The organism is Klebsiella sp. C360 (genome assembly GCF_048822415.1).
GTDB classification, from domain to species: domain Bacteria; phylum Pseudomonadota; class Gammaproteobacteria; order Enterobacterales; family Enterobacteriaceae; genus Klebsiella; species Klebsiella quasipneumoniae.
On record NZ_JBMEZZ010000005.1, the window covers coordinates 288,333 to 311,644 of the forward strand.

The following is a 23,312-nucleotide window of genomic DNA, read 5'->3' on the forward strand; positions in this document are numbered from 1 at the left end:
CGTGGGAGAGGGGATAAAGACAAAAAAAACGGCAACTTTCGTTGCCGTTTTGCGTTTTATTTCGCCTCATCCGGGAGCGCATAGGCGACGATATAATCGCCCATTTTGGTCCCGAACGAGCCGTGACCGCCGGCAGAGATGACAACATACTGTTTGCCATTCACTTCGTAGGTCATCGGGGTGGCCTGACCGCCGGCTGGCAGACGGGCTTCCCACAGCTTCTCACCGTTGCTCATATTGTACGCGCGCAGGTAGTTATCCGCGGTCGCGCCGATGAACAGAACGTTGCCCGCCGTGGAGATCGGACCGCCCAGCATCGGCATACCCATGGTGAATGGGAGTTTAACCGGCATCGGGAACGGCAGGCTGTCCTGCGGGGTACCGATACGTTTTTTCCATACCACTTCGTTAGTTTTCAGATCCAGCGCGGAGATATAGCCCCAGGCCGGCTGTTTGCACGGCAGACCGAACGGCGACAGGAACGGGTTCAGGGTGACGCCGTACGGGACGCCGTACTGCGGCTGCACGCCGGACTCGGTGCCTGAGCCTTTCGCATCTTTCGGCGGCTCCATTGGGTTGCCCGGGCCGCGTGGGATCAGTTTAGAGACGAACGGCAGCGCCATCGGGTTGGCGATAGCCACCTGACGGTTCGGATCGACGGAGATACCGCCCCATTCAAACATCCCCAGGTTACCCGGGAAGACGAGGGTGCCCTGCTCAGATGGCGGGGTGAAGATACCCTCATAGCGCATCTGATGGAAAATCACGCGGCACACCAGCTGGTCGAACATGGTGGCGCCCCACATGTCCGCCCCGGTCAGATCTTTCTTCGGACGGAAGCTCAGATCGGAGAACGGCTGGGTTTTGGCGACGTAATCGCCTTTGGCGGCGCCCTGCGGAACCGGTTTTTCCGGGGCCGGGACCACCAGCTCGCCGTTACGGCGATCCAGCACGAAGATGTTGCCGGTTTTCGCCGGAGCATAGACGACCGGCACGGTTTTGCCGTTGACTTCAATGTCAGCCAGCGTCGGCTGCGAAGGCATGTCCATATCCCACAGGTCGTGGTGGACGGTCTGGTAGCTCCAGGCCAGCTTACCGGTGGTGGCGTTCAGCGCGACAATCGAGCTGGCATAGCGCTCTTGCTCCGGCGTGCGGTTACCGCCCCAGATATCCGGAGTGGTCACGCCCATCGGCAGATAGACCAGATCCAGTTTGGCGTCGTAGGCGGCAGGCGCCCAGGAGTTGGGTGAGTTGAGCGTGAAGTGATGCTCATCGCTTGGGATGGCGTTCGGATCTTTCGCGCCTGGATCGAAGGCCCACAGCAGTTTCCCGGTATTCACATCAAAGCCGCGGATCACGCCTGACGGCTCGCGGGTAGAGAAGTTATCGGTAACTGCGCCGGCAATCACGATGGTCTTATCGGTGATAATCGGCGGGGAAGTGGGTTCATACATGCCCGGCGTGGTCACCGGCATGTTGGTCTGCAGGTTGAGAATACCTTTGTTGGCAAAGGTTTCGCACAGCTTACCGTTGTCGGCGTTCACTGCGAACAGGCGACCATCGTTCACCGGCAGGATAATGCGGCGCGGACAGTCGGCGACGACGTCGGCAGGGGCGTTATCCGCTTTCGCTTCGTGATACGAGACACCGCGGCAGGTGACGTGCTGGAACGACGGGTCGGCGTTCAGCTGCGGGTCAAAATGCCACTTCTCTTTACCGGAGGCGGCGTCAAGCGCGAACAGACGCTGGTGGGCGGTACACAGGAAGAGCGTGTCGCCGACTTTAATCGGCGTCACTTCGTTAGTGATTTCACCCGGATCGTTCGGCTGTTTCAGGTCGCCGGTGCGGAACACCCAGGCTTCCTTCAGGTTCTTCACGTTGTCGGCGTTAATCTGCTTCAGCGGGGAGAAGCGCTGGCCTTCCTGGTTGCGGCCATAGGCCGGCCAGTCGCCGTCGGCAACGTTGGAGATCGGCGCCGCCGGGGTGGCGTCGGCGCTCAGAGTGCCGTTGATCTCCTGCGGGTCGTTAAAACCGGCCCAGGTCAGCATGCCGCCGCTGATCAGCAAGGCGACGACCAGCGCGCCTACGGCGCCAGCGGAAGGCACCGGCAGACGACGCCAGACAAAGGGCAGGATCAGCCAGATACCAAAGAAGACGAGGATGTCGCTACGCGGCGTCAGCGCCCAGAAGTCGAAGCCGACTTCCCAGACGCCCCAGATCATGGTCGCCAGCAGCAGCGCGGCGTACAGCCACAGCGCAGCGCGCTTGCCGCGGAACAGCATCACGGTCACGCCCAGCATCACCAGACCGGCGACAGGGTAGTACCAGGAGCCGCCAAGCACGACCAGCCATGCTCCGCCGATTAAAAGATAGAGGCCGCAGAACGCTGCAAATAGCGCAGTCAGCGTCACCAGGAGCCTTGATTGTTGAGACTTTGTTTCAGCCATAGAAAGTTACTCATGTGTTTGTTAATTTTTTAACTGCAATTAATTATAGGATTTAACAAGTGTGATCGGAATCACAAATATGGCTTTATTAATCCCTGCACCGCAGATTTCTTTTTGCTGGTATACTGGATGGCTTGCCGGTCATCGTCGGGGCGAAAGCAGCGGCTTTGATGATTTATATTTAGAATCAAATGGTTAGTCTTATGAAACATACTGTAGAAGTGATGATCCCGGAATCCGAGATCAAAGCGCGCATCGCGGAACTGGGTCGTCAAATCAACGAACATTATCAGGACAGCGGCAGCGAAATGGTGCTGGTGGGGCTGCTGCGCGGCTCGTTTATGTTCATGGCCGACCTGTGCCGTGAAGTGCAGGTGCCGCATGAAGTCGATTTTATGACCGCCTCGAGCTACGGCAGCGGCATGTCCACTACCCGTGATGTGAAAATCCTCAAAGATCTGGACGAAGACATCCGTGGTAAAGACGTTCTGATCGTGGAAGATATCATCGACTCCGGCAATACCCTGTCTAAAGTGCGTGAGATCCTCAGCTTGCGCGAGCCGAAGTCGCTGGCCATTTGTACGCTGCTGGATAAACCAAGCCGCCGTGAAGTGAATGTTCCGGTTGAGTTCGTCGGTTTCGCCATTCCGGACGAGTTCGTGGTGGGCTACGGTATCGACTACGCTCAGCGCTACCGCCATCTGCCGTATATCGGCAAAGTCACCCTGCTGGACGAGTAAGGGGATATCCCACTCTGGCGCGCGCGCCAGAGTGGCTAAGTCTGAAGGCTATTTGTGGTTGATGTGCTTGATCTTGAGGTTGGAGATCCCGTGGCGATAGCGCTGTTCAAGGGTTTCCCGGCTCACGGCGGTCACATCCAGATCGCGCAGCAGTCCGTCGTGAATGCCATATGCCCAGCCGTGGATGGTCACCTTCTGTCCGCGCTTCCACGCCGATTGCATAATCGTCGAATGTCCCAGGTTGTAGACCTGCTCCATTACGTTCAGTTCACAAAGGGTATCCAGCCGGCGCTCCTCCGGCATTTCCCCCAGCAGCGAGCTGTGTTTAAACCAGATATCGCGGATATGCAGCAGCCAGTTGTCGATGAGCCCCAGCTCCGGGTTCTCCACCGCCGCCTGTACGCCGCCGCAGCCGTAGTGGCCGCAGATAATAATGTGCTCGACTTCGAGAACATCGACGGCATACTGCACCACCGACAGGCAGTTGAGGTCGGTGTGGATCACCAGATTCGCCACGTTACGATGCACAAACAGTTCGCCTGGCTCCAGGCCGGTGAGTCGCTCAGCGGGTACGCGGCTGTCAGAACAGCCAATCCACAGGAAGCGCGGTTTCTGCGTTTGCGACAGTTTCTCAAAAAAGCCGGGGTCCTCTTCCACCAGCATTTTTGACCATAGTGCATTGTTGCTGATGAGTGTATCTATATCATTCATGGACGTTATCGGCCTGTAACCAAGTAAGTGCGTTGCGCTAATATAGGGTAAGCTCACCTTTTTTAAAACCATCTTAACCCGTGATACTTCCGGCTGCAGATGCGCTGGCCGCGCCACTACAGCGCAAACGTCAGTCAGGCGGGTTAATGACGTGTCATGACACGAGAAGAGATATTTAATGACCATTGCTCTGGAATTAAAACAGCTCAAAAAAACCTACCCCGGCGGGGTTCAGGCGCTGCGGGGAATTGACCTGCAGGTTGAAGCGGGGGATTTCTATGCCCTGCTGGGCCCGAACGGGGCGGGAAAATCCACGACGATCGGCATCATCAGCTCGCTGGTGAACAAAACCTCCGGTCAGGTCAATGTCTTTGGCTACGATCTGGAGAAAGACGTCGTCAACGCCAAGCGCCAGCTTGGCCTGGTGCCGCAGGAGTTTAACTTTAACCCGTTCGAGACCGTGCAGCAGATCGTCGTTAACCAGGCGGGCTACTACGGCGTTGAGCGTAAAGAAGCCATTGCCCGCAGCGAAAAGTACTTAAAACAGCTCGATCTGTGGGAAAAACGCAGCGAACGCGCGCGGATGCTCTCTGGCGGGATGAAGCGCCGCCTGATGATCGCTCGCGCGTTGATGCATGAGCCGAAGCTGCTGATCCTCGACGAGCCGACCGCCGGCGTCGATATCGAACTACGCCGCTCGATGTGGGGCTTCCTCAAGGATCTCAACGATCGCGGAACCACCATTATTCTGACCACTCACTATCTGGAAGAGGCCGAAATGCTGTGCCGCAACATCGGCATCATCCAGCACGGTACGCTGGTGGAAAACACCTCGATGAAAGCGCTGCTGTCGAAGCTGAAATCAGAGACCTTTATTCTCGACCTCGCGCCAAAAAGCCCGGTGCCGAAGCTCGAGGGCTACCAGTATCAGCTGGTCGATACCTCGACGCTGGAAGTGGAGGTCCTGCGCGAGCAGGGGATTAACAGCGTCTTTGCGCAGCTGAGCGCCCAGGGGGTGCAGGTACTGAGTATGCGTAACAAAGCCAACCGTCTGGAAGAGCTGTTTGTCACCCTGGTGCATGAGCGAAAAGGAGAGTCAGCATGATGCAGCTTTATTGGGTCGCGCTGAAAAGCATCTGGACCAAAGAGATCCATCGTTTTATGCGCATTTGGGTGCAGACGCTGGTGCCGCCGGTGATCACCATGACCCTGTACTTCGTGATTTTCGGCAACCTGATCGGGTCGCGCATCGGCGAGATGCATGGCTTTACCTACATGCAGTTTATCGTGCCGGGCCTGATCATGATGGCGGTGATCACCAACGCTTACGCCAACGTCGCCTCGTCGTTCTTCAGCGCCAAGTTTCAGCGCAACATTGAGGAGCTGCTGGTGGCGCCGGTGCCGACGCACGTGATTATCGCCGGCTACGTGGGCGGCGGGGTGGCGCGCGGGCTGTGCGTGGGTATCCTGGTGACCGCGGTGTCGCTGTTCTTTGTGCCGTTCCAGGTTCACTCCTGGCTGTTTGTCGCCCTGACGCTGCTCCTCACCGCGGTGCTGTTCTCGCTGGCCGGACTGCTGAACGCGGTGTTTGCCAAGACCTTCGATGACATCAGCCTGATCCCGACCTTTGTGTTGACGCCGCTGACCTATCTCGGCGGGGTGTTCTACTCGCTGACCCTGCTGCCGCCGTTCTGGCAGGGGCTGTCGCATCTGAACCCCATCGTCTACATGATCAGCGGCTTCCGCTTCGGCTTCCTCGGTATCAACGATGTGCCGCTGGTGACCACCTTTGCGGTGCTGGTGGTCTTCATCGTCGCCTTCTATCTCCTCTGCTGGTCGTTAATCCAGCGCGGTCGCGGCCTGCGTAGCTGATACTCATCACGGTTAGCGCTTCCGGACGCCAATACGCGAAGCGCTAACCGCTTATCTTTGACCCCCATCACCGATACGCCATCTTCCCCTTGCTACATTGTTGGCTGGCTAAGGAGGGAAGCATGCTTGGTTGGGTCATTACCTGCCACGATGAGCTGGCGCAGGAGATGCTGGATCGTCTTGAACAAAAATTTGGTCCGCTGGCCCAGTGCCGGGCGGTCAATTACTGGCGCAATCTCAGCAGCAATATGTTGAGCCGGATGATGTGCGATGCGCTGCATGCCACCGACTCCGGGGACGGGGTCATTTTCCTAACCGACAGAACCGGCGCGGCGCCTTATCGGGCCGCGGCGCTGATGAGTCACAAACATACCCACTGCGAAGTGATCTCCGGCGTCAGCTATTCATTACTTGAGCGAATGTATCTGCTGCGGGACACGTTAAGCAGCGAGGCGTTTCGCCAGGCTATCGTCAGCGCGGGCGGGCCGATGGTGAGCAGCCTGTGGCATCAGCAGCAGAAGAACCCCCCGTTCCGGTTGCGTCATGATACCTTTGGAAATTAACCAGCGGGACAGATGCCGCTTTTGTTACAATAACCGCCGTTGATGGTTTACCGGTTCGATGCGCATGCTTGTCCGATTTTTTACTCTGCTTCTTTTACTGACCTCACTCAGCGCCTCCGCCAGTCTGCTTAGCCAGCAGGGCAAACCTGTGCGCTATATGCAAACCACCGAAGACGCGGTGATCTGGGCGCAGGTGGGGAACCATGTGGTCAGCGTGGGCAATGTGCGTGCCGGGCAGATCCTCGCGGTTGTCCCGACGGCGGCTGATTACTATGAGTTTCGCTTCGGCTTCGGCACCGGGTTTATTGACAAGGGCCATCTGGAGCCAGTGCAGGGTAAGCAGCGGGTGGAGGACCGTCTGGGGGATCTCAATAAGCCGCTGAGTAACCAGAATTTACTCACCTGGAAAGATACACCGCTCTATGACGCTCCCTCAGTGAGCAGCGCGCCGTTCGGCACGCTGGCCAATAATCTGCGCTATCCGATCCTCAGCAAGCTGAAAGACCGCCTCAATCAGACCTGGTTTCAGATCCGCATTGGCGATCGGCTGGCGTGGGTCAGCAGTCTGGATGCGCAGGAGGATAACGGGATCCCCGTGCTGACCTATCACCATATTCTGCGTGACGAAGAGAACACCCGTTTCCGCCATACCTCGACCACCACCTCGGTACGCGCCTTCAATAACCAGATGACCTGGCTGCGGGATCAGGGGTATACCACGCTGACCCTGTATCAGCTGGAAGGCTACGTGCGCAATAAAATTAACCTTCCGGCGCGGGCAGTCGCCATTACCTTCGATGACGGTTTGAAATCGGTAAACCGCTACGCCTATCCGGTGTTGAAACAGTATGGCTTCCACGCCACCGCCTTTATTATCTCTTCGCGCATCAAGCGTCATCCGCAGCAATGGGATCCGAAATCGCTGCAGTTCATGAGCATTTCTGAGCTCAGGCAGATCCAGGACGTCTTTGACATTCAGTCGCATACCCACTTCCTGCACCGGGTGGACGCCGGCCGGCGGCCAATCTTATTCAGCCGCAATTACCATAATATTCTGTTTGATTTTGCCCGTTCGCGCCGGGCGCTGAGCCAGTTTAATCCACATGTGCTCTACCTTTCCTATCCCTTCGGCGGCTATAACGCCACGGCGGTGCAGGCGGCGAATGACGCCGGGTTTCATATGGCGGTGACGACAGTGCGTGGGAAGGTGAAGCCGGGGGACAATCCGTTTCTGCTAAAGCGGTTATATATCTTACGCACGGATTCGCTGGAGACGATGTCGCGGCTGATCAGTAACCAGCCGCAGGGGTAAACTTCGGCGCTGCGCCTGAGCGCAGCGTCGTGGTCATCAGGCGACCTGCACCGGAATCGCTTTCGCCTGGCGCTTCATTTCGTTGTCGCCTTCGAAGTAGGCGATGTTGGGCTGCCAGCGACGCGCCTCTTCGTCAGACATGGTGACGAAGCTGGCGATGATCAGGATATCGCCGACGCTGGCGCAGTGCGCGGCGGCGCCGTTAACGGAGATGATTCTGGAACCCCGCTCGGCGGCAATGGCGTAGGTGGAGAAACGGTTACCGTTGGTGACGTTCCAGAGGTGAATGGTCTCATTCTCCAGAATACCGGCCGCATCCAGGAAATCCTGGTCAATGGCGCAGGAACCTTCATAGTGCAGGTCAGCCTGCGTCACTTTTACGCGGTGGAGCTTGCCCTGCAGCATATTACGCATCATAACTTCTACCCTTCAACCTTAATGTAGCAGAGCGGACACGACGTCCGCCCTGAGAAAAGCCCGGGCAAGTATTGCCCGATTTTTACCCGCTGTCTACTGACCGAGCGTGACGATCTGGTTGTCGATCAGGCGGGCCTGACCGAGCCAGGCGGCCATCAGGATCACCGCGCGCTGGCTGGCGTCGGTCAGCTCAAGCAGGGTGTCGGCATCGCGGATCTGAATGTCGTCGGCACGGAAACCTTTCTCGTTCAGCTCCTGCTCGGCGATAGCGATGATCTCGTCGAGCTGACGGTCGCCGGCGGCCAGTTTTTCCGCCACCGCGCTCAGCACTTTATACAGACCGGGGGCGATTTTGCGCTGGTCGGCGGTCAGATAGCCGTTACGCGAGCTCAGCGCCAGGCCATCCTTCGCGCGGACGATCGGCACGCCGATAATATCGATATCGTAGCCCATGTCGGCAACCATCTTGCGGATCAGCGCCAGCTGCTGGAAGTCTTTCTCGCCAAAGCAGGCGACGTCTGGCTGAACCAGGTTGAACAGCTTACTGACGATGGTCGACACGCCGCGAAAATGGCCCGGACGGCTGGCGCCTTCCAGCATAGTGGACAGGCCGGGGACCTCGACGTAGGTCTGGCCTTCGGTGCCCTGCGGGTAGACTTCCGCCGGCGTCGGCGCGAAGACAAAGTCGACATGACGCTTGTTCAGCTTTTCGCAATCATCCTGCAGGGTGCGCGGGTAGCGCGCCAGGTCATCGGCGCGGTCAAACTGCATCGGATTGACGAAAATACTGACCACCACCACGTCCGCGCTGGCTTTGGCTTCATCAACCAGCTTCATATGACCTTCATGCAGGTTGCCCATCGTCGGGACCAGCGCGATACGCTTGCCTTCCTGACGCAGACGGCGGATATGCTGACGCAGCAGCAGCACGGATTCTATAATCAGCACAACAAGACTCCTTAATGGAAACTGTGTTCTTCGCCCGGATAGACCCCGGATTCGACTTCGGCAATATACTGCCGCACCGCGGCGCGGATGTCGCCCGCCTCGGCAAGGAAATTCTTGGCAAATTTCGGAATGTGGCCGCCGGTAATGCCGAAAGCGTCATGCATCACCAGGATCTGCCCATCGGTGACGTTGCCCGCGCCGATGCCGATCACCGGAATGGTCAGGGCTTCGGTGATGCGTTTCGCCAGGGCGACCGGGACGCACTCCAGCACCAGCAGCTGCGCGCCTGCCGCTTCCAGCGCTAACGCGTCTTCAAACAGGGTCTGCGCCGCATCGCCGCGGCCCTGCACTTTATAGCCACCGAATACGTTCACCGACTGCGGCGTCAGGCCGAGGTGGCCGCAAACCGGCACCGCGCGTTCCGCCAGCATCCTCACGGTCTCGGCCAGCCAGGCGCCGCCTTCGAGTTTGACCATATTGGCGCCAGCGCGCATCACGATGGCGGCATTTTCGAAGGTCTGCTCCGGCGTGGCGTAGGCCATAAACGGCAGGTCGGCGAGCAGCAGGCTGTTCGGCGCGCCGCGGCGGACGGCGCGGGTGTGATAGGCGATATCTTCCACGGTGACCGGCAGGGTGGAGTCGTGACCCTGCACCGTCATTCCCAGCGAGTCGCCCACCAGCAGCACATTAATGCCTTCATCGGCGAACAGCTTCGCGAAGCTATGGTCGTAGGCGGTAATGGTGGCAAAGCGCTTCTTTTCCTGTTTGCATTTCTGCAGCAGGGCAATGGTGGTCGGTTTCATAACATTTCCTGATGATGAAAGTCATATTAACCGGCATTCTAACAGCAGCATTTAGAGGGGCAATGATTTTGGGCAACCGATTACGACGATCGCCGTAAATGCTAAAAAAGGAGAGGGAATTACCAGATAGCGGGCTTTGTCGCGCCGAGATCATCCAGTACGGTACGCAGCGCAGGGCCGTCAGGAAAGCGGAGGTCCGGGGCGATCTCGAACAGCGGCCAGAGCATAAAGCCGCGGTTTTTCATATCGTAGTGCGGAACGGTCAGACGCTCGCTGTTAATGACCGCATCGCCAAACAGCATGATATCGAGATCGAGGGTGCGCGGCCCCCAGCGTTCGGCTTTGCGCACCCGACCCTGCTGCAGCTCAATGCGCTGGGTGTGATCGAGCAGCGCCTCGGGGGCCAGCGTGGTTTCCAGCGCGACGGCGGCGTTGAGATAGTCCGGCTGATCCTGCGGGCCCAGCGGCGGCGTGCGGTAGAACGAAGAGACGTTCACCACGCGGCTGTAAGGTATTTCGCCCAGGGCGCGGATGGCCGCCTGCACCTGCGCCAGTGGCGAAGCGAGGTTACTGCCGAGGGCGATATAGACCAGGGTCATGCGTTACCCTGGCGCGGCGCGCGCTTGCGCGGACGGCGGTGGCGACGGCGCGGCGCCGGATCGTCCCCGAGGTCGTTGAGCATATCTTTTTGCGCCGGCGGCGCGGCGACCTGGAATTCGCCCCACCATTTGGTCAGACGCTGCAGTTCGCCGTTGTTTTCAGCGCCGGCGCGTAGCTCCAGCAGATCGTAGGCGGCGCGGAATTTCGGATGCTCCATCAGCTTCCAGGCGCGTTTGCCCTGGCGACGGGACATGCGCAGCTGCAGCTGCCAGATATCGCGGATCAGGGTGGTGATGCGCTTAGGGATCGCCAGCGTACGGCAGGCTTCGTCCAGTACGTCGTTCATCGCCAGCGCGAAGGCGTCATAGTACGCCAGACCGCTCTCCTGAGCGATTTTTTGCGCAGTTTCCAGCAGCGGATACCAGAACATCACCGAGAAGAGGAAGGCCGGATTGACGCGCATGTCGTTATGAATGCGGGTGTCGGTGTTCTTCAGCACCTGGTTGATGATCCGCTCCATCGGGCTATCGCCGCGCTCGGTAAAGTAGCGGGTGATGGTCGGGAACAGCGGCTGGAACAGGTTGTATTCCCGCAGCAGCAGGTAGGTCTGATAGCCATGCCCGGCCTGCAGCAGCTTGAGCACTTCTTCGAACAGGCGCGCCGGCGGCACGTCGTGGAGCAGGGCGGCCAGCCGCGGCAGCGGTTCGGCCGTTTCCGGGCTGATGGTCATATCCAGCTTGGCGGCGAAGCGCACCGCGCGCAGCATGCGTACCGGATCCTCGCGATAGCGGGTTTCCGGATTGCCGATCAGGCGGATCACGCCGTCCTGCAGATCCTTCATGCCGCCGACGTAGTCGCGCACGGTAAAGTCCGCCACGCTGTAATAGAGGCTGTTAATGGTGAAGTCGCGACGCTGGGCGTCCTCTTCGATCGAGCCGAAGATGTTATCGCGCAGCAGCATGCCGTTCTGGCCCCGCTGGGAGGTGACGCGATCGGTAGTGTGTCCTTCGTGATGGCCACGGAAGGTAGCGACCTCAATGATTTCCGGCCCGAACATCACGTGCGCGAGGCGGAAACGGCGCCCGACCAGACGGCAGTTGCGGAACAGCTTACGCACCTGATCCGGCGTGGCGTTGGTCGTGACGTCAAAATCTTTTGGCTTTTTGCCAAGCAGCAGGTCGCGGACGCCGCCGCCGACCAGCCAGGACTCGTAGCCCGCCTTGTTGAGGCGGTACATGACCTTGAGGGCGTTTTCACTGATATCTTTGCGGGAAATAGCATGCTGCTCACGCGGGATCACCGTCATAGGCGTTGGTTCGACGGCGGCTTCTGCCTCGCGCTCCTCACGGCTTAGCACCTTACGGCAAAAATTAGCGACTCGGGTAAAAATGGTGCACCTCGTAGTGTCAGACGGACTTCAGATCAACTGTACAGTGTAAAAATAGCGGCTAATCATAGCTCAGCGGGAGCCATTTGAGAATGCTCGATTTTCGCGGGCTGCCAGTTGGCGACGGCCTGGGCGAGTAAATCATCGACGCTCAGGGCCTGCCACTCCCCGGCGATCTCCTGATTCAGAAAGCGGAGCGCGCGGACGATTTCGGGGCGCGGATCGCCTTCCGGCAGCGCCGGCGCGTGGTTTTGTTTAGAGAGCTTATTGCCGTCGGCATTGAGGGCCAGCGGCAGATGGAGGTAGTCCGGCGCCTGCCAGCCAAAATGCTGATACAGCGAAATCTGCCGCACCGTCGGCTCAATCAGATCGGCGCCGCGGACGATCTCGGTGATCCCCTGAAAGTGATCATCGACCACCACCGCCAGGTTGTAGGCAAACAGCCCGTCGCGACGGTGGATAATAAAATCTTCACGCGCCAGCGGCTCGTTGGCGACCAGCGTGCCGCGCAGGCGGTCGGTGAACTGCAGAACCGGACGGGTCTGGCGCAGACGCAGCGCGGCGTTTTCCGCCCCCAGGCCAAGGTCGCGGCAGTGACCATCGTAGATCCCGCCTACGGCGTGGATCCGCGCGCGGGTGCAGGTGCAGTAATAGCTCAGCCCTTGCTCACCCAGCCAGGACAGCGCCTCGCGGTAGGCTTCGTGCCGTTGCGACTGCCAGAGCACCTCGCCGTCCCAGTGCAGACCGTAGTGGTCGAGCTGGCGCAGGATGGTGTCGGCGGCCCCGGGGACTTCGCGCGGCGGGTCGATATCTTCAATACGAACGCGCCAGATACCCTGGTTCGCGCGGGCTTGCAGGTAGCTGCCGAGCGCGGCGATCAGAGAGCCGAAGTGGAGTTCGCCGGAGGGGGAGGGAGCAAAGCGCCCTATATAGCGTGAGTCAGTCATGATACGGACAACAGAACCAGGCGGGAGAGACTCCCGCCAGAGAGTGAGGCAGCAGGGGATTAGCCCGCCATCTGTTTTTCGCGAATTTCCGCCAGGGTTTTGCAGTCAATGCACAGATCCGCTGTCGGACGCGCTTCCAGACGGCGAATGCCGATCTCCACGCCACAGGATTCGCAGTAGCCGAAGTCTTCGTCTTCAACTTTTTTCAGCGTTTTCTCGATCTTTTTGATCAGTTTACGTTCGCGGTCGCGGTTACGCAGCTCCAGGCTGAACTCTTCTTCCTGGGCGGCACGGTCTACCGGGTCCGGGAAGTTAGCAGCTTCATCCTGCATGTGCGATACGGTGCGATCCACTTCATCCCTGAGTTGATTACGCCATGCTTCAAGAATACGCTTGAAGTGCGCCAGCTGGGCTTCGTTCATATACTCTTCGCCCGGTTTCTCTTGGTACGGCTCCACCCCAGCGATGGCGAGAATACTCAGGGACGATGTTTTACGGTTTTGCCCTTCTTGCATGTTGCTTCTCCTTAACACGCACTATCGATCCCCATGTGGGGGAAAATCAGGCCGCTATAAATAGCAGATGCTTTTCCGGATAGCAATTATCTAAACGTTACACTTGACAACCCTGTGAAGAAAAGCGTATTCGCGCTTGCGACCCGAACACTATTTAGCCACTTATTTACCGGGGTTTAACACCACGGCGATCGGCTTATTCAGAGTCATCCTCGTCGTAGAAAGTTCCGCTTTCCAGGCGAGAATTTCCACCCCCTTGTCGCGGGCTTCTGTTAACAGCTGTGCGTATCTGGCATCAATATGATGCGCGGGAGAGAAACGGTCAATTGCCGAATGCAGGACGGCAAATAAAATCACCGCGCGGTCGCCATTTGCCGCGACGGCCATCAGCTCCCGCAGGTGCTTCTGACCGCGCGTGGTCACCGCATCGGGAAAATAACCGTATTCTTTCTCCGCCAACGTAACCGATTTCACTTCAATATAGCAGTTTTGGCGATCATCTGCCTGTAACATAATATCGATACGGCTATTCTCTGCGCCATATTTCACTTCGCTTTTCAGCTGGTTATAGCCTGAAAGTTCAGGGATTATTCCGGCGGAAATCGCCTCTTTCGCCAGCGTATTCGCGCGCAGCGTATTGACGCAAATAACGGCGCCCTGCTGCGTTTCAGTTAATTCCCAGGTGTGGGCATATTTGCGCTTCACATTGTCAGAGGTGGAATACCAGACGGTGTCGCCCGGGGCGGCGCAGCCGGTCATCGCCCCGGTATTCGGGCAGTGGAGCGTCAGCTCGCGGCCATCGGGGGTCACCACGTCGGCAAGAAATCGTTTGTAACGTTTAAGCAAAATGGCGGGCTGCAACGGCGGATCAAACTGCATCAATTTTCCTTATCAAACGGATAATGTTCCAGCGCCGTGTAGCGCGTGCGCCCCCGGCTAAAGCTGGATTCATAGAGCACGAACTCGTTCACCGGAAACGTCCAGCGAAAGCCGGGCGGCGGGATCGGCACCGCCTGGCGGGCGTCGCGCCACAGGGTAATATGCGGATGAAACGGCTGCGGACTCTGATAGCAGCCGCTGCGCGCCGCCTGAGCGCGCAGCATGCTGGCGAGCTGCAGCAGGCCGCGCGGCGGCTGACGGGTCCCGAGCCAGACCACCCGCGAGCGCAGCCACTGTCCGGCATCGTCCAGCGTCAGGGTAAAGCCCGGCGGCTGGAGGCGGCCGGCGAGGGCGGTCAGCGCCCGCTGTTTTTCCGCGCTCACCTCGCCGAGAAACGCCAGCGTGAGGTGAAGGTTATCCGCCGCGACGGGCCTGCCGGCATCCTCCGGGAAGTGCGTTGCCCGCCACTGGACAATCTGTTTGCGGATGGCAGGCGGCAGTTCAATCGCAAAAAACAGCCTTTTCGGCTCAGACATGATAGAGACTCGGTAATGAATTAGGGGGATGCTACAATGCGAGCCCCTGAATGTTAACCCCCGGAGCCTTTTGTGTCCTCATTGCCGGTTGCCGCCGTCCTCCCAGAATTGTTATCCGCCCTGCAGCATGCGCCGCAGGTTTTGCTCAATGCGCCGACCGGCGCCGGGAAGTCGACCTGGCTGCCGCTGCAGATCCTTGCCGAGGGCAACATCACGGGACGAATTATCCTGCTGGAGCCGAGGCGTCTGGCGGCGCGCAATGTCGCGCAGCGGCTGGCTGAACTGCTCGGCGAAAAGCCGGGGGAGACCGTGGGTTACCGCATGCGCGCCGAAACCTGCGTCGGACCGCAGACCCGCCTGGAGGTGGTCACGGAGGGGATCCTGACGCGCATGATCCAGCGCGATCCCGAGCTGACGGGCGTGGGGCTGGTGATCCTCGATGAGTTTCACGAGCGCAGCCTGCAGGCGGATCTGGCGCTGGCCCTGCTGCTTGATGTCCAGCAGGGGTTACGTGACGATCTCAAACTGCTGATTATGTCGGCGACCCTCGATAACGAGCGCCTGCAGCGTCTGCTGCCGGAGGCGCCGGTGGTGGTCTCAGAGGGGCGCGCTTATCCGGTGGAGCGTCGCTTCAGCCCGCTATCCGCGCACCAGCGTTTTGATGAGGCGGTTGCGGTAGCGGCGGCGGAGCTCCTGCGGCATGAACAGGGGTCGATGCTGCTGTTTCTGCCCGGCGTCGGCGAGATCCAGCGCGTTCTCGACCAGCTGACGGAGCGCGTGGCGGAGGATGTCATCCTCTGTCCGCTGTATGGCGCGCTGCCCCTGAGCGAGCAGCGCAAAGCGATCCTCCCGGCGCCGGCCGGGAAGCGCAAAGTGGTGCTGGCCACCAACATTGCCGAGACCAGTTTGACCATCGAGGGCATCCGCCTGGTGGTCGACAGCGCCCAGGAGCGGGTTGCCCGCTTTGACCCGCGCACCGGCCTGACCCGGCTGGTGACGCAGCGCATCAGCCAGGCATCGATGACGCAGCGCGCCGGACGCGCCGGTCGTCTCTCCCCGGGGATCTGCCTGCATTTGCTTGGCAAAGAACAGGCCGAACGAGCGGCGGCGCAGAGCGAACCGGAGATCCTGCACAGCGATCTGTCGGCGCTGTTGCTGGAGCTGCTGCAGTGGGGGGGCCACGATCCGGCCGCGCTGGCCTGGCTGGATCAGCCGCCGGCGGTGAACCTGGCCGCCGCGCGCCGCCTGCTGGAGGCGCTCTCGGCGCTGGACGGAGAGCGGCTGTCGGCGTTTGGCCGCAAAATGGCGACTCTCGGCAACGAGCCCCGGCTGGCGGCGATGTTGGCCGCTGCGCAGACCGATGACGAAGTGGCGACGGCGGCCAGGCTGGCGGCGATCCTCGAGGAGCCGCCGCGCGGCGGGCTGGTGGATTTGGCCGCCGTCTTTTCCCGTCAGCAGGCCAACTGGCAACAGCGGACGCAGCAGCTGATGAAGCGTCTGGCCTGCCGCAGCGGCCAGCCCGACGCCGGACGAATGGCTGCGCTACTGGCGTCGGCCTTCGCCGACCGCATCGCCCGTCGCCGCGGTCAGGAGGGGCGCTATCAGCTGGCGAACGGCATGGGCGCGATGCTTGACGCCGACGACGCGCTGGGCCGCCATGAGTGGCTGATCGCTCCGCTGCTGCTGCAGGGCAGCGCCTCGCCGGATGCCCGCATGCTGCTGGCTCTGCCGGTGGATATCGGCGAGCTGATCGCCGCCCGTCCCGAGCTGGCGCAGCGTTCCGACACGGTGGAGTGGGATGAAGCGCAGGGGACGCTGAAAGCCTGGCGGCGGACCGTGACGGGCCAATTGGTGATCAAGACCCAGCCGCTGGCGAAGCCATCTGAAGCGGAGCTGCATCAGGCGATGCTCAACGGTATTCGTGAGAAAGGCCTTGCGGTGCTCAACTGGACGCCAGAGGCCGAGCAGCTGCGACTGCGGCTGCAGTGTGCGGCGCAGTGGCTGCCGGAAGAGGCATGGCCCGCGGTGGATGACGCTTCGCTGCTGGCCTCGCTGGAGGCATGGCTGCTGCCGCAGATGAACGGCGTTCACTCGCTGCGGGCGCTGAAGGCGTTGGATCTGCGTCAGGCGCTACAGGACTGGCTGCCGTGGCCGCTGCGCCAGAAGCTGGATCGCGAGCTGCCGACGCACTATACCGTGCCCACCGGCAGCCGTCTGGCGATCCGATACCATGCGGAGAACCCGCCGGCGCTGGCGGTGCGTATGCAGGAGATGTTCGGCGAGGCCACGACGCCGGTTATCGCCGAGGGGCGGGTGCCGCTGGTGCTGGAGCTGCTGTCGCCCGCCCAGCGTCCTCTGCAGATCACTCGCGATCTCAGCGCCTTCTGGCAGGGAAGCTACCGCGAGGTGCAAAAAGAGATGAAGGGACGTTATCCGAAACACGTCTGGCCGGACGATCCGGCCAACGCCGCCCCGACCCGGCGCAGCAAAAAATATTCGTAGCCCCAGGCGCCGGGCGGCATTCTGCCCGGCCAGGCGAACCACTCACGCTAGACCATCTGCTGCCAGAGAAAAACGCCCCCTCCCGCCAGCGCCAGCCAGGGGCCGAAGGCCAGCGGCTGCTGCAGCGACTGCCGGGTCCACAGGCGTTGCAGCAGGGTCCACGCCAGCCCGCTGGCCGAGGCGAGCAACAGCACCTGCGGCAGAGCCTGCCAGCCGCACCAGGCGCCCAGCGCCGCCAGCAGCTTAAAATCGCCATAGCCCAGGGCCTCTTTGCCGGTCAGCAGGCGGAACAGCCAGTAGACCGACCACAGCGCCAGATAACCGGCCATCGCCCCGGCGACCGCGTCCGGCAGCGCAATGTACACCTCGTTAAGATTAAACAGCAGTCCGGCCCACAGCAGGGGCAGGGTCAGGCGATCGGGCAGCAGCTGGGTCCGGGCGTCAATCCGCGCCAGTATCAGCAGGAAGGAGAGCAGCACCAGGCCGCCCGCCAGCGCCAGGCCCGGCGCGAGCAGCGCCCCGGCGAGGATAAACAGCAGGCCGGTGGCCAGCTCGGTCAGCGGATAGCTCCACGAGATGCGCGCCTGACAGCAGCGGGCGCGACGGCCTAGCCAGAGGAAGCTGAGCAGCGGGATATTGTCCCGCCAGGCTATCGGCTGGCGACACTGCGGGCAGGATGAGCCCGGCGTGCTGAGGGTTATCGGCTCGTCTTCCGCGGTTTGGGTCAGCATGCGCGGCAGACGGTAGATCACCACGTTGTAAAAGCTGCCCAGCGCCAGGCCGAACAGCAGCAGGAAACCATACCAGACAAGGGGAAAATGCAGCGATAATGCGGCTAATGTCGTCATTTTTGCTCCTTTAATCACCATTTTCCCTGCAGCTGCCACGGCGTCGGTCCCGGGGCGTTTTTCGCCATCGGGCGGGCGACCAGCAGCGCCAGCAGGGGCGGCATCCCCTGACGGGGCTGTAGCGTACCGCGAAACAGATAGCGGCCATCGGGCGACAGGGTTCCCTGGCCGCTGAGGCTCAACTGATGAGAATCCTGGCGGATGGCCAGCGCCACGGCGCCGTTCGCCGTACAGCTTAAGGCGCCACTGACCTGGGCCAGCTCCAGGCTACCGACCGGAGAGTGCAGCCGGGCCTGACGCCACTGCGCGCGTCCGGCGGTGATTTGCCGGCAGCGCCCCTCGCTGAAGTGCGCTTCGGCCAGGCTGAACGTGACCTCTCCCTCGGCGCTGACGGGCATAGTCGGCGTTAGCCAGCGTCCAAGCAGGCTGGCGGGGGCGGTGAGCCGCCCCTCCTGCAGACGCAGATCGCGGATGCCCCACAGCCGGGCCTGACCCTCCACGCCGCGGGGATCGCTGAGCGCGATCTGCCAGCCAGCCAGGGTGAGCGACCACGTCAGCCGCTCAAGCCGCACGCCGCGCCAGGAGACCGACTGCGCCGCGCCGCGCCAGATGCTGCCGCTAAGGTTGGCCACCTGTACCTCGGGCGGCAGCATCGGGACTAACAGACGCGCCGGGGCGGTGGCGGTCAACCACAGCAGATAGAGCGCCAGCAGTAGCCCACCTGCGAGCCCGTTAGCTTTCATCGTCGCGCTCCAGCAGCAGATGGTTGACTGTGACCCAGCCCGGCCGCGACGGCTGCCCGGTTACGGACAGCGAGACCGCGTTGACGCCGCGCATCGCCGGGGCGTCCAGCCAGTCCATTAGCGCCTGGAAGGCGCAGGGCTGAAGGGTGACCTGCAGACGTTTCCCCTGCGGCTGCAGACGAACGACTTCCAGCCCGTGGCTCGCCGCCTCGCGCATCACCAGCGCGGTGAGCGCCTCTTTTGCCGCCGGCGCGGGCTGCTGGCTGAGCTGCTGCAGGCGCGGACCCTGCTGCGTCATCCAGCGCAGGCTGGCCTGCTCTTTCACCAGGGTTTGCCGCCACTGCGCCTCGCGGGCCCGCCAGGGCTGCCACAGCCCGTACCAGAGGGCGCAGGCTGTCAGCAATCCCGCCAGGCCGAGCAGCAGGCGCTGCTCGGACAGCGTGCGCTGCCGCCACCAGATGAGCAGATTAGCCATCGTTTTCCTCCAGCGTCAGCTGTCCCTCAATGCCATCCGGCCTGGTGGTCATGTCGCCTGGCCGGACGCGAAACCGCGGCTGCGCTCGCTGGGTAAACTGCTCCAGCGCCCGGGAAGAGGCCGCGGCGATATCCAGCTGCAGACGGTTGCCTGCGGCATCCCAGCTCAGCGCCCGCAGGCGGATCCCCGGCGTTTCGCTGATGATGTTTTGCAACGCGCTGAGGCGGTCGACGAGGGGGGCATGCTGCGCCTGACGGGCAAGGGTTTGCAGATGCTGCTGCATCTGCAGTCGCGGGTTAATCACCTTTTTCTCCGTTGGAAACCAGCGATGATAGTAGGCCCGGCTGGCCTGCCGGGCGGCCTCGGCCTGACGCGCCAGATCGCGATGATCCAGCACGCTGTTAACCGCCAGCAGCAGCGCCAGGGCCAGCGCGGCATACCGCGCCGGACGCCAGCTCGTCTGATCAGGCCGCCGACGGCGGACGGCGAACTCCCCCTGCAGCAGACTGAGCTTCTGCGCCGCCGGATGACTTGCGGCAAGGGAGAGCAGCGTCTGCGCAGGCTGCGCGCGCCACTCTCCCGGCGCCGCGGGCGGCGGCGAATAGCTGTCGATGAAATGCTCTTCCGCCTCGCCCTGCAGCAGCTCCGCCAGCCAGGGGGGTTCCGCCGCCATGCCGGCCCATGGCTGGTGGCGGATCAGCCACTGGTCGTCCGCCTGCACCGCGCTCCACGCCGGCGGTTGCCAGGGCAGGGCCAGCACATCGGGCGTCAACGCCAGGGGCCGTAGCGAGAGCGACTCGCAGCGCGCCAGCCAGTCGCGCATTTTTTGCCGCTGCACGGCGACGATCTCGCACTGGGCCTGCTGGCGGTGGAGCAGGGCAAAATGGGTGGCTTCCACCTCGTCGGCCAGCTGCTCTTCCAGCAGGAAGGGGGCCACCTGCAGCGGCGGTTTACGCAGGCCCGCCGGCAGGGTGAGGGTGTGAAACGCGCAGTCGCTGGCCGGGATCAGCACCCAGGCCGGGTAATGCGCCGCCAGTGTCGGGAAAGGGCTGGCGTCGTCAGCCGGCCACCGGCCGCTGGCTTCGTGGTGCGGCTCGCCGGGGGCGAAGAGTTGCCAGTGCAGCGGCGCCTGCCCGGGGGCGAAGCGCACGATCAGCATGGCCTGGGGGGAAGCGTTAAACTTATTCATCAACCACCATAGAAAGTCCGTATCGCCGCTGGACGACGGTAAAGGCGCGCCCCTCCTGTTGCAGGACGCTGTGCAGCTGAAAGCGAAGGTTGCCGGTCACCACGGTGAAGGCGGCGATAAAGCGTGTGCTGTGCACCGTCAGCCAGGGACGGGCGAGCGTGGTATCGGTTTTCTGCAGCGTCGGCTGCGCGAGAAAGGCGGCGACGCTGCTCCACCCGGTTCGCGGGCGGTGGTGCAGCAGCTGTTGCGCCTCCTGCAGCGTCAGATCGCCGGGAAAGAGGGCCGCCAGCAGGGCGGCCTGGGAGGGGCGCAGGGTGTTGACATTGACCTGCAGCGCGTCATTCGGCTGGACGCAGACGAAGGGGAGCAGGCGCTGATAGAGCGCGGCGTCCATTCCGGCCAGCAGGCGCAGCTCGCTGACATCCTGCATCGGCTGGTTGGCGGCGAGATAGCCCGGGGTTTGCGCCATATAGACCTCGTCTTCCGCGCCGTTCAGCCGCGGCTGGCCGTCGCTGTCCGTCCAGTCGCCGAGGGCGGCGGCGATCTGGCTGGCGCGCAGCGGCGACTCGCCGAGCAGCGCCAGCAGCCGGGCGAAGACGTCGGTCGGGTAGGGCGTACCGCCGCTGGTCTCATCCGCGCGATGGTTGATGGCATTGAGATTAAAGCAGGCGTGCCCGTCGCGGATCGTGGCGAGGATTTCGCCATCGTCGAGGGTAAAGCGGCGCCCCTCCTGCGCCCAGGTTTGCGCCAGGTTCGTTTGACTGGGCGAGTCCAGCGCGTCGCGTTGCAGCAGCGCGGCGGCCATGTTTTCCGCCGCCAGGGCGTACCATCTGGCCTGCAGATTATCGAGGGTCACGGCGGTGTGTTGATACATGACCGAGGTGCGTTCGGTCATGGCGCTGGCGAGGATCATCATCAGGGCGAGGATGAACAGCACCATCAGGAGCGCGACGCCGCGTTGCCGATTTTTCACTGGCCGCCTCCCGGGGTGAGTAAAAACAGGCGGGTTATCTCCCCGCTGTTCGCCTGCGTCAGGGTGATCTCCAGCCCCTGCGGCAGCGACTGCGAGCGGTCCCAGGTCTCCTGCCAGCGCCCGTCGGCATAAAACCGCAGGCGAAACGCCGTCACCTCGCGCAGCAGCACCCGGACCGTCGGCTGGCTGCCGGTCAGCGGATCCTGCTGATCGAAGCTGAGCCGTTCAAGCTGCTGCTGGCGCAGGCGGTAGCTGACGTTCTGGATCTCCGAGCGCGGGAGGATCCCCAGCGGATTCGGCCAGCCGCTGCGGCTGAAGGCCAGCCCCCAGTCGTCGCTCTGCAACTGGAAACGTCCGGCGAAGAAAAGCGTGTCGCTGTTTCTGGCGCGACGGGGAATGATGTGCGTGACATCATCGGCGATCTGGCGAAAGGCGCGCTGGAGGGCGGCGATCTGCTGGCTCTTCTCGCGGGTCAGGCCATCGGCGCGGATGACGTTCTGCAGCACCATCACGGCGGCGGCGCTGAGGACGGCGAGGATAGCCAGCGCCAGCAGCGTTTCAATCAGGGTGAAACCGCGCATTTTCGTTATCATGGCGACGTCACCCAGGTGCGAAGCGTCGCCAGCGGTGCGGGATCGCTTTTTTGCCGCCGGACCTCCACGTCCAGCGCCCGCAGCTGCGGCAGCGCGGTTTCCACCCCCTGCCAGCGGACGAACCAGCGCGTCCCGGCGGCCTCCACGGTGGTTTCGGACCAGCTGAGGGCGGGCCAGCGTTTCTCCAGCCGCAGCTGCACCAGCTGATTATCCGCCAGCCAGCTGGCGAGGATTTTCTCTTCCATACGCCCAAGCTGGCGCGTCTGCTGCAGGGTGGACTGCATCACCGCCAGGCCGGCGAGGGCGAAAATCACCAGCGCGACCATCACTTCGATAAGCGTCATTCCGCTCTCGCGTTTCATGGCTGCTCCCGCGCCGCCAGCGGCTGACTGGCGCCCTGGGCGTCGATGTTGATGCCCGTCGCGGCGTCAATCCGCAGCTGAAACGGCGTGACTTCGCCGCCGGGGAAGATGATCACGTCGGGCTGCTCGCCTGGCGTCCACGCCTGGCCGTCGGGAAAGCGCAGCGTCAGCCTGGCCTGCGGGAGGGTTTCCGCCGTGGTGGCGCGCCCGGCCTGCAGCGGCAGCCACTGCGCGTTGCCCCAGCGGTCGTCAGCCGCCGCCGGGGCGCCTTCGTCTGCAGGCTGCAAACGCATAAACTGCCAGCGGTCAGGGTGGATGACGATCCCGAAGAGCTGGCCGGTTTGCTGCCCGCGCTCGCGGACAAAGTCCAGCTGCGCCTGAAAGCGCGCCAGGATCTGCGTGGCCTCCTGGGTGCGGGCGGAGGGAAACGCCAGCAGCACCATGCTGGCGCTGATGCCGATCAGCAGCAGGACCAGCATCATTTCCAGGAGGGTGAAACCGCGCTGAGACACTATTTCTTCCCGAGGGTCCAGTTGCCGATGTCGTCATTGGTGTCGGTCATCCCGTCCGGGCCGACGCTGAAGACGTCAATGGCGCCATGCTGACCGGGGCTTAACAGCTGATACTCATTTCCCCACGGGTCCTGCGGCAGGCGGCGGATATAGCCCCCTTCCGGGTAGTTGCGGGCATGCGGCTCGGCGGCCGGGGCGGTCACCAGCGCCTGCAGTCCCTGTTCGGTATTCGGGTAGCGGCTGTTGTCCAGCTTATACATGTCCAGCGCCCCCTCGAGCGCCACCAGATCGCTGACCACCTTCTGGCGGTCCGCTTTCTCCTTGTTGCCCATCAGGTTAGGTACCACCAGGCTGGCGAGGATGCCGAGAATGACGATCACCACCATAATTTCCAGTAACGTGAAGCCGCGTTGCCGTTGCATAGTTTTCTCCATTAAT

General features: G+C 61.9%; 27 protein-coding genes. 7 read left to right on the forward strand and 20 right to left on the reverse strand.

Translation table 11 applies throughout. From position 1 onward, the window contains the following. Positions 1–56: 56 nt before the first annotated feature. Positions 57–2,447: a glucose/quinate/shikimate family membrane-bound PQQ-dependent dehydrogenase gene (locus ACOI7D_RS16250; RefSeq protein WP_032455031.1), complete on the reverse strand. Its 2,391-nt coding sequence runs from the start codon at positions 2,445–2,447 to the stop codon at positions 57–59. 79 nt (positions 2,448–2,526) lie between these two features. Here ACOI7D_RS16250 and ACOI7D_RS16255 point away from each other — a divergent pair, with 79 nt between their 5' ends. Then, positions 2,527–2,646 (forward strand): hypothetical protein, encoded by a 120-nt coding sequence (locus ACOI7D_RS16255; protein WP_032426021.1) that lies wholly within the window; start codon positions 2,527–2,529, stop codon positions 2,644–2,646. A gap of 4 nt (positions 2,647–2,650) precedes the next feature. Continuing rightward, a complete protein-coding gene (hpt, locus tag ACOI7D_RS16260) occupies positions 2,651–3,187 on the forward strand; it encodes a hypoxanthine phosphoribosyltransferase (protein WP_004204384.1) in 537 nt (178 codons plus the stop codon). Between the two features lie 48 nt (positions 3,188–3,235). Here the strand turns inward: hpt and can are convergent, their stop codons facing one another. Continuing rightward, a complete protein-coding gene (gene can / locus ACOI7D_RS16265; protein WP_004204385.1) occupies positions 3,236–3,898 on the reverse strand; it encodes a carbonate dehydratase in 663 nt (220 codons plus the stop codon). A 178-nt stretch (positions 3,899–4,076) separates the two neighbouring features. Here can and ACOI7D_RS16270 point away from each other — a divergent pair, with 178 nt between their 5' ends. The 4 genes from ACOI7D_RS16270 to ACOI7D_RS16285 all read left to right on the forward strand — a co-directional run bounded on the left by ACOI7D_RS16270 (position 4,077) and on the right by ACOI7D_RS16285 (position 7,645). Further along, complete coding sequence (locus tag ACOI7D_RS16270) at positions 4,077–5,003, forward strand: ABC transporter ATP-binding protein (RefSeq protein ID WP_004204387.1); 927 nt, start codon at positions 4,077–4,079, stop codon at positions 5,001–5,003. Then, a complete protein-coding gene (locus tag ACOI7D_RS16275; protein ID WP_004204389.1) occupies positions 5,000–5,770 on the forward strand; it encodes an ABC transporter permease in 771 nt (256 codons plus the stop codon). Before ACOI7D_RS16270 ends, ACOI7D_RS16275 begins: the two co-directional genes overlap by 4 nt. Positions 5,771–5,892: 122 nt before the next feature. Continuing rightward, positions 5,893–6,333, forward strand: coding sequence for a PTS sugar transporter subunit IIA (locus ACOI7D_RS16280; RefSeq protein WP_023292007.1), 441 nt, complete (start codon positions 5,893–5,895; stop codon positions 6,331–6,333). Between the two features lie 58 nt (positions 6,334–6,391). Continuing rightward, complete coding sequence (locus tag ACOI7D_RS16285; protein ID WP_023292008.1) at positions 6,392–7,645, forward strand: polysaccharide deacetylase family protein; 1,254 nt, start codon at positions 6,392–6,394, stop codon at positions 7,643–7,645. Between the two features lie 36 nt (positions 7,646–7,681). Here the strand turns inward: ACOI7D_RS16285 and panD are convergent, their stop codons facing one another. The 9 genes from panD to thpR all read right to left on the reverse strand — a co-directional run bounded on the left by panD (position 7,682) and on the right by thpR (position 14,677). Then, entirely contained in the window at positions 7,682–8,062 is a 381-nt protein-coding gene (panD, locus tag ACOI7D_RS16290) for an aspartate 1-decarboxylase (RefSeq protein WP_004204397.1), read from the reverse strand. A gap of 93 nt (positions 8,063–8,155) precedes the next feature. Further along, positions 8,156–9,010 (reverse strand): pantoate--beta-alanine ligase, encoded by an 855-nt coding sequence (gene panC / locus ACOI7D_RS16295; protein ID WP_109546648.1) that lies wholly within the window; start codon positions 9,008–9,010, stop codon positions 8,156–8,158. A gap of 11 nt (positions 9,011–9,021) precedes the next feature. Further along, complete coding sequence (gene panB, locus ACOI7D_RS16300) at positions 9,022–9,813, reverse strand: 3-methyl-2-oxobutanoate hydroxymethyltransferase (RefSeq protein ID WP_023292010.1); 792 nt, start codon at positions 9,811–9,813, stop codon at positions 9,022–9,024. Positions 9,814–9,932: 119 nt separating this feature from the next. After that, positions 9,933–10,412 (reverse strand): 2-amino-4-hydroxy-6-hydroxymethyldihydropteridine diphosphokinase, encoded by a 480-nt coding sequence (gene folK / locus ACOI7D_RS16305; protein WP_048296707.1) that lies wholly within the window; start codon positions 10,410–10,412, stop codon positions 9,933–9,935. After that, a complete protein-coding gene (gene pcnB / locus ACOI7D_RS16310) occupies positions 10,409–11,803 on the reverse strand; it encodes a polynucleotide adenylyltransferase PcnB (protein ID WP_071787251.1) in 1,395 nt (464 codons plus the stop codon). The genes folK and pcnB overlap by 4 nt, the downstream gene beginning before the upstream one ends. Positions 11,804–11,865: 62 nt before the next feature. After that, positions 11,866–12,747, reverse strand: coding sequence for a tRNA glutamyl-Q(34) synthetase GluQRS (gluQRS, locus tag ACOI7D_RS16315; RefSeq protein ID WP_044521054.1), 882 nt, complete (start codon positions 12,745–12,747; stop codon positions 11,866–11,868). A 59-nt stretch (positions 12,748–12,806) separates the two neighbouring features. Beyond that, complete coding sequence (dksA, locus tag ACOI7D_RS16320; protein WP_002888845.1) at positions 12,807–13,262, reverse strand: RNA polymerase-binding protein DksA; 456 nt, start codon at positions 13,260–13,262, stop codon at positions 12,807–12,809. Positions 13,263–13,424: 162 nt separating this feature from the next. After that, a complete protein-coding gene (gene sfsA, locus ACOI7D_RS16325; RefSeq protein ID WP_023292014.1) occupies positions 13,425–14,141 on the reverse strand; it encodes a DNA/RNA nuclease SfsA in 717 nt (238 codons plus the stop codon). Continuing rightward, positions 14,141–14,677 (reverse strand): RNA 2',3'-cyclic phosphodiesterase, encoded by a 537-nt coding sequence (thpR, locus tag ACOI7D_RS16330; RefSeq protein WP_060591166.1) that lies wholly within the window; start codon positions 14,675–14,677, stop codon positions 14,141–14,143. Before thpR ends, sfsA begins: the two co-directional genes overlap by 1 nt. A gap of 72 nt (positions 14,678–14,749) precedes the next feature. Between thpR and hrpB the strand changes: the two genes are divergently transcribed. Further along, positions 14,750–17,179 carry an ATP-dependent helicase HrpB gene (gene hrpB / locus ACOI7D_RS16335; RefSeq protein WP_109546647.1) on the forward strand — a complete coding sequence of 810 codons (2,430 nt, stop codon included), beginning with the start codon at positions 14,750–14,752 and terminating at the stop codon, positions 17,177–17,179. A 47-nt stretch (positions 17,180–17,226) separates the two neighbouring features. Here hrpB and ACOI7D_RS16340 read toward each other — a convergent pair whose 3' ends face one another. From ACOI7D_RS16340 to gspG, 9 genes are read right to left on the reverse strand one after another with little or no spacing between them, the layout of a single operon-like run. Beyond that, positions 17,227–18,027, reverse strand: coding sequence for a prepilin peptidase (locus ACOI7D_RS16340; RefSeq protein ID WP_109546646.1), 801 nt, complete (start codon positions 18,025–18,027; stop codon positions 17,227–17,229). 14 nt (positions 18,028–18,041) lie between these two features. Then, positions 18,042–18,770, reverse strand: a complete 729-nt coding sequence (locus ACOI7D_RS16345) for a type II secretion system protein N (protein WP_048296713.1) — start codon at positions 18,768–18,770, stop codon at positions 18,042–18,044. Continuing rightward, positions 18,760–19,245, reverse strand: a complete 486-nt coding sequence (locus ACOI7D_RS16350; protein WP_023292019.1) for a type II secretion system protein M — start codon at positions 19,243–19,245, stop codon at positions 18,760–18,762. The genes ACOI7D_RS16345 and ACOI7D_RS16350 overlap by 11 nt, the downstream gene beginning before the upstream one ends. Further along, the gene (gspL, locus tag ACOI7D_RS16355) at positions 19,238–20,434 is read right to left on the reverse strand and encodes a type II secretion system protein GspL (protein WP_109546645.1); all 1,197 of its coding nucleotides are present in this window, start codon (positions 20,432–20,434) and stop codon (positions 19,238–19,240) included. The genes ACOI7D_RS16350 and gspL overlap by 8 nt, the downstream gene beginning before the upstream one ends. Then, a complete protein-coding gene (gene gspK / locus ACOI7D_RS16360; protein WP_077263830.1) occupies positions 20,427–21,407 on the reverse strand; it encodes a type II secretion system minor pseudopilin GspK in 981 nt (326 codons plus the stop codon). Before gspK ends, gspL begins: the two co-directional genes overlap by 8 nt. Beyond that, the gene (gene gspJ / locus ACOI7D_RS16365) at positions 21,404–22,000 is read right to left on the reverse strand and encodes a type II secretion system minor pseudopilin GspJ (protein WP_109546644.1); all 597 of its coding nucleotides are present in this window, start codon (positions 21,998–22,000) and stop codon (positions 21,404–21,406) included. Before gspJ ends, gspK begins: the two co-directional genes overlap by 4 nt. Continuing rightward, positions 21,997–22,362 (reverse strand): type II secretion system minor pseudopilin GspI, encoded by a 366-nt coding sequence (gspI, locus tag ACOI7D_RS16370; protein WP_032452553.1) that lies wholly within the window; start codon positions 22,360–22,362, stop codon positions 21,997–21,999. The genes gspJ and gspI overlap by 4 nt, the downstream gene beginning before the upstream one ends. Continuing rightward, positions 22,359–22,874 (reverse strand): type II secretion system minor pseudopilin GspH, encoded by a 516-nt coding sequence (gene gspH, locus ACOI7D_RS16375; protein WP_109546643.1) that lies wholly within the window; start codon positions 22,872–22,874, stop codon positions 22,359–22,361. The genes gspI and gspH overlap by 4 nt, the downstream gene beginning before the upstream one ends. Next, the gene (gene gspG / locus ACOI7D_RS16380) at positions 22,874–23,296 is read right to left on the reverse strand and encodes a type II secretion system major pseudopilin GspG (protein WP_109546642.1); all 423 of its coding nucleotides are present in this window, start codon (positions 23,294–23,296) and stop codon (positions 22,874–22,876) included. Before gspG ends, gspH begins: the two co-directional genes overlap by 1 nt. Positions 23,297–23,312: the final 16 nt, after the last annotated feature.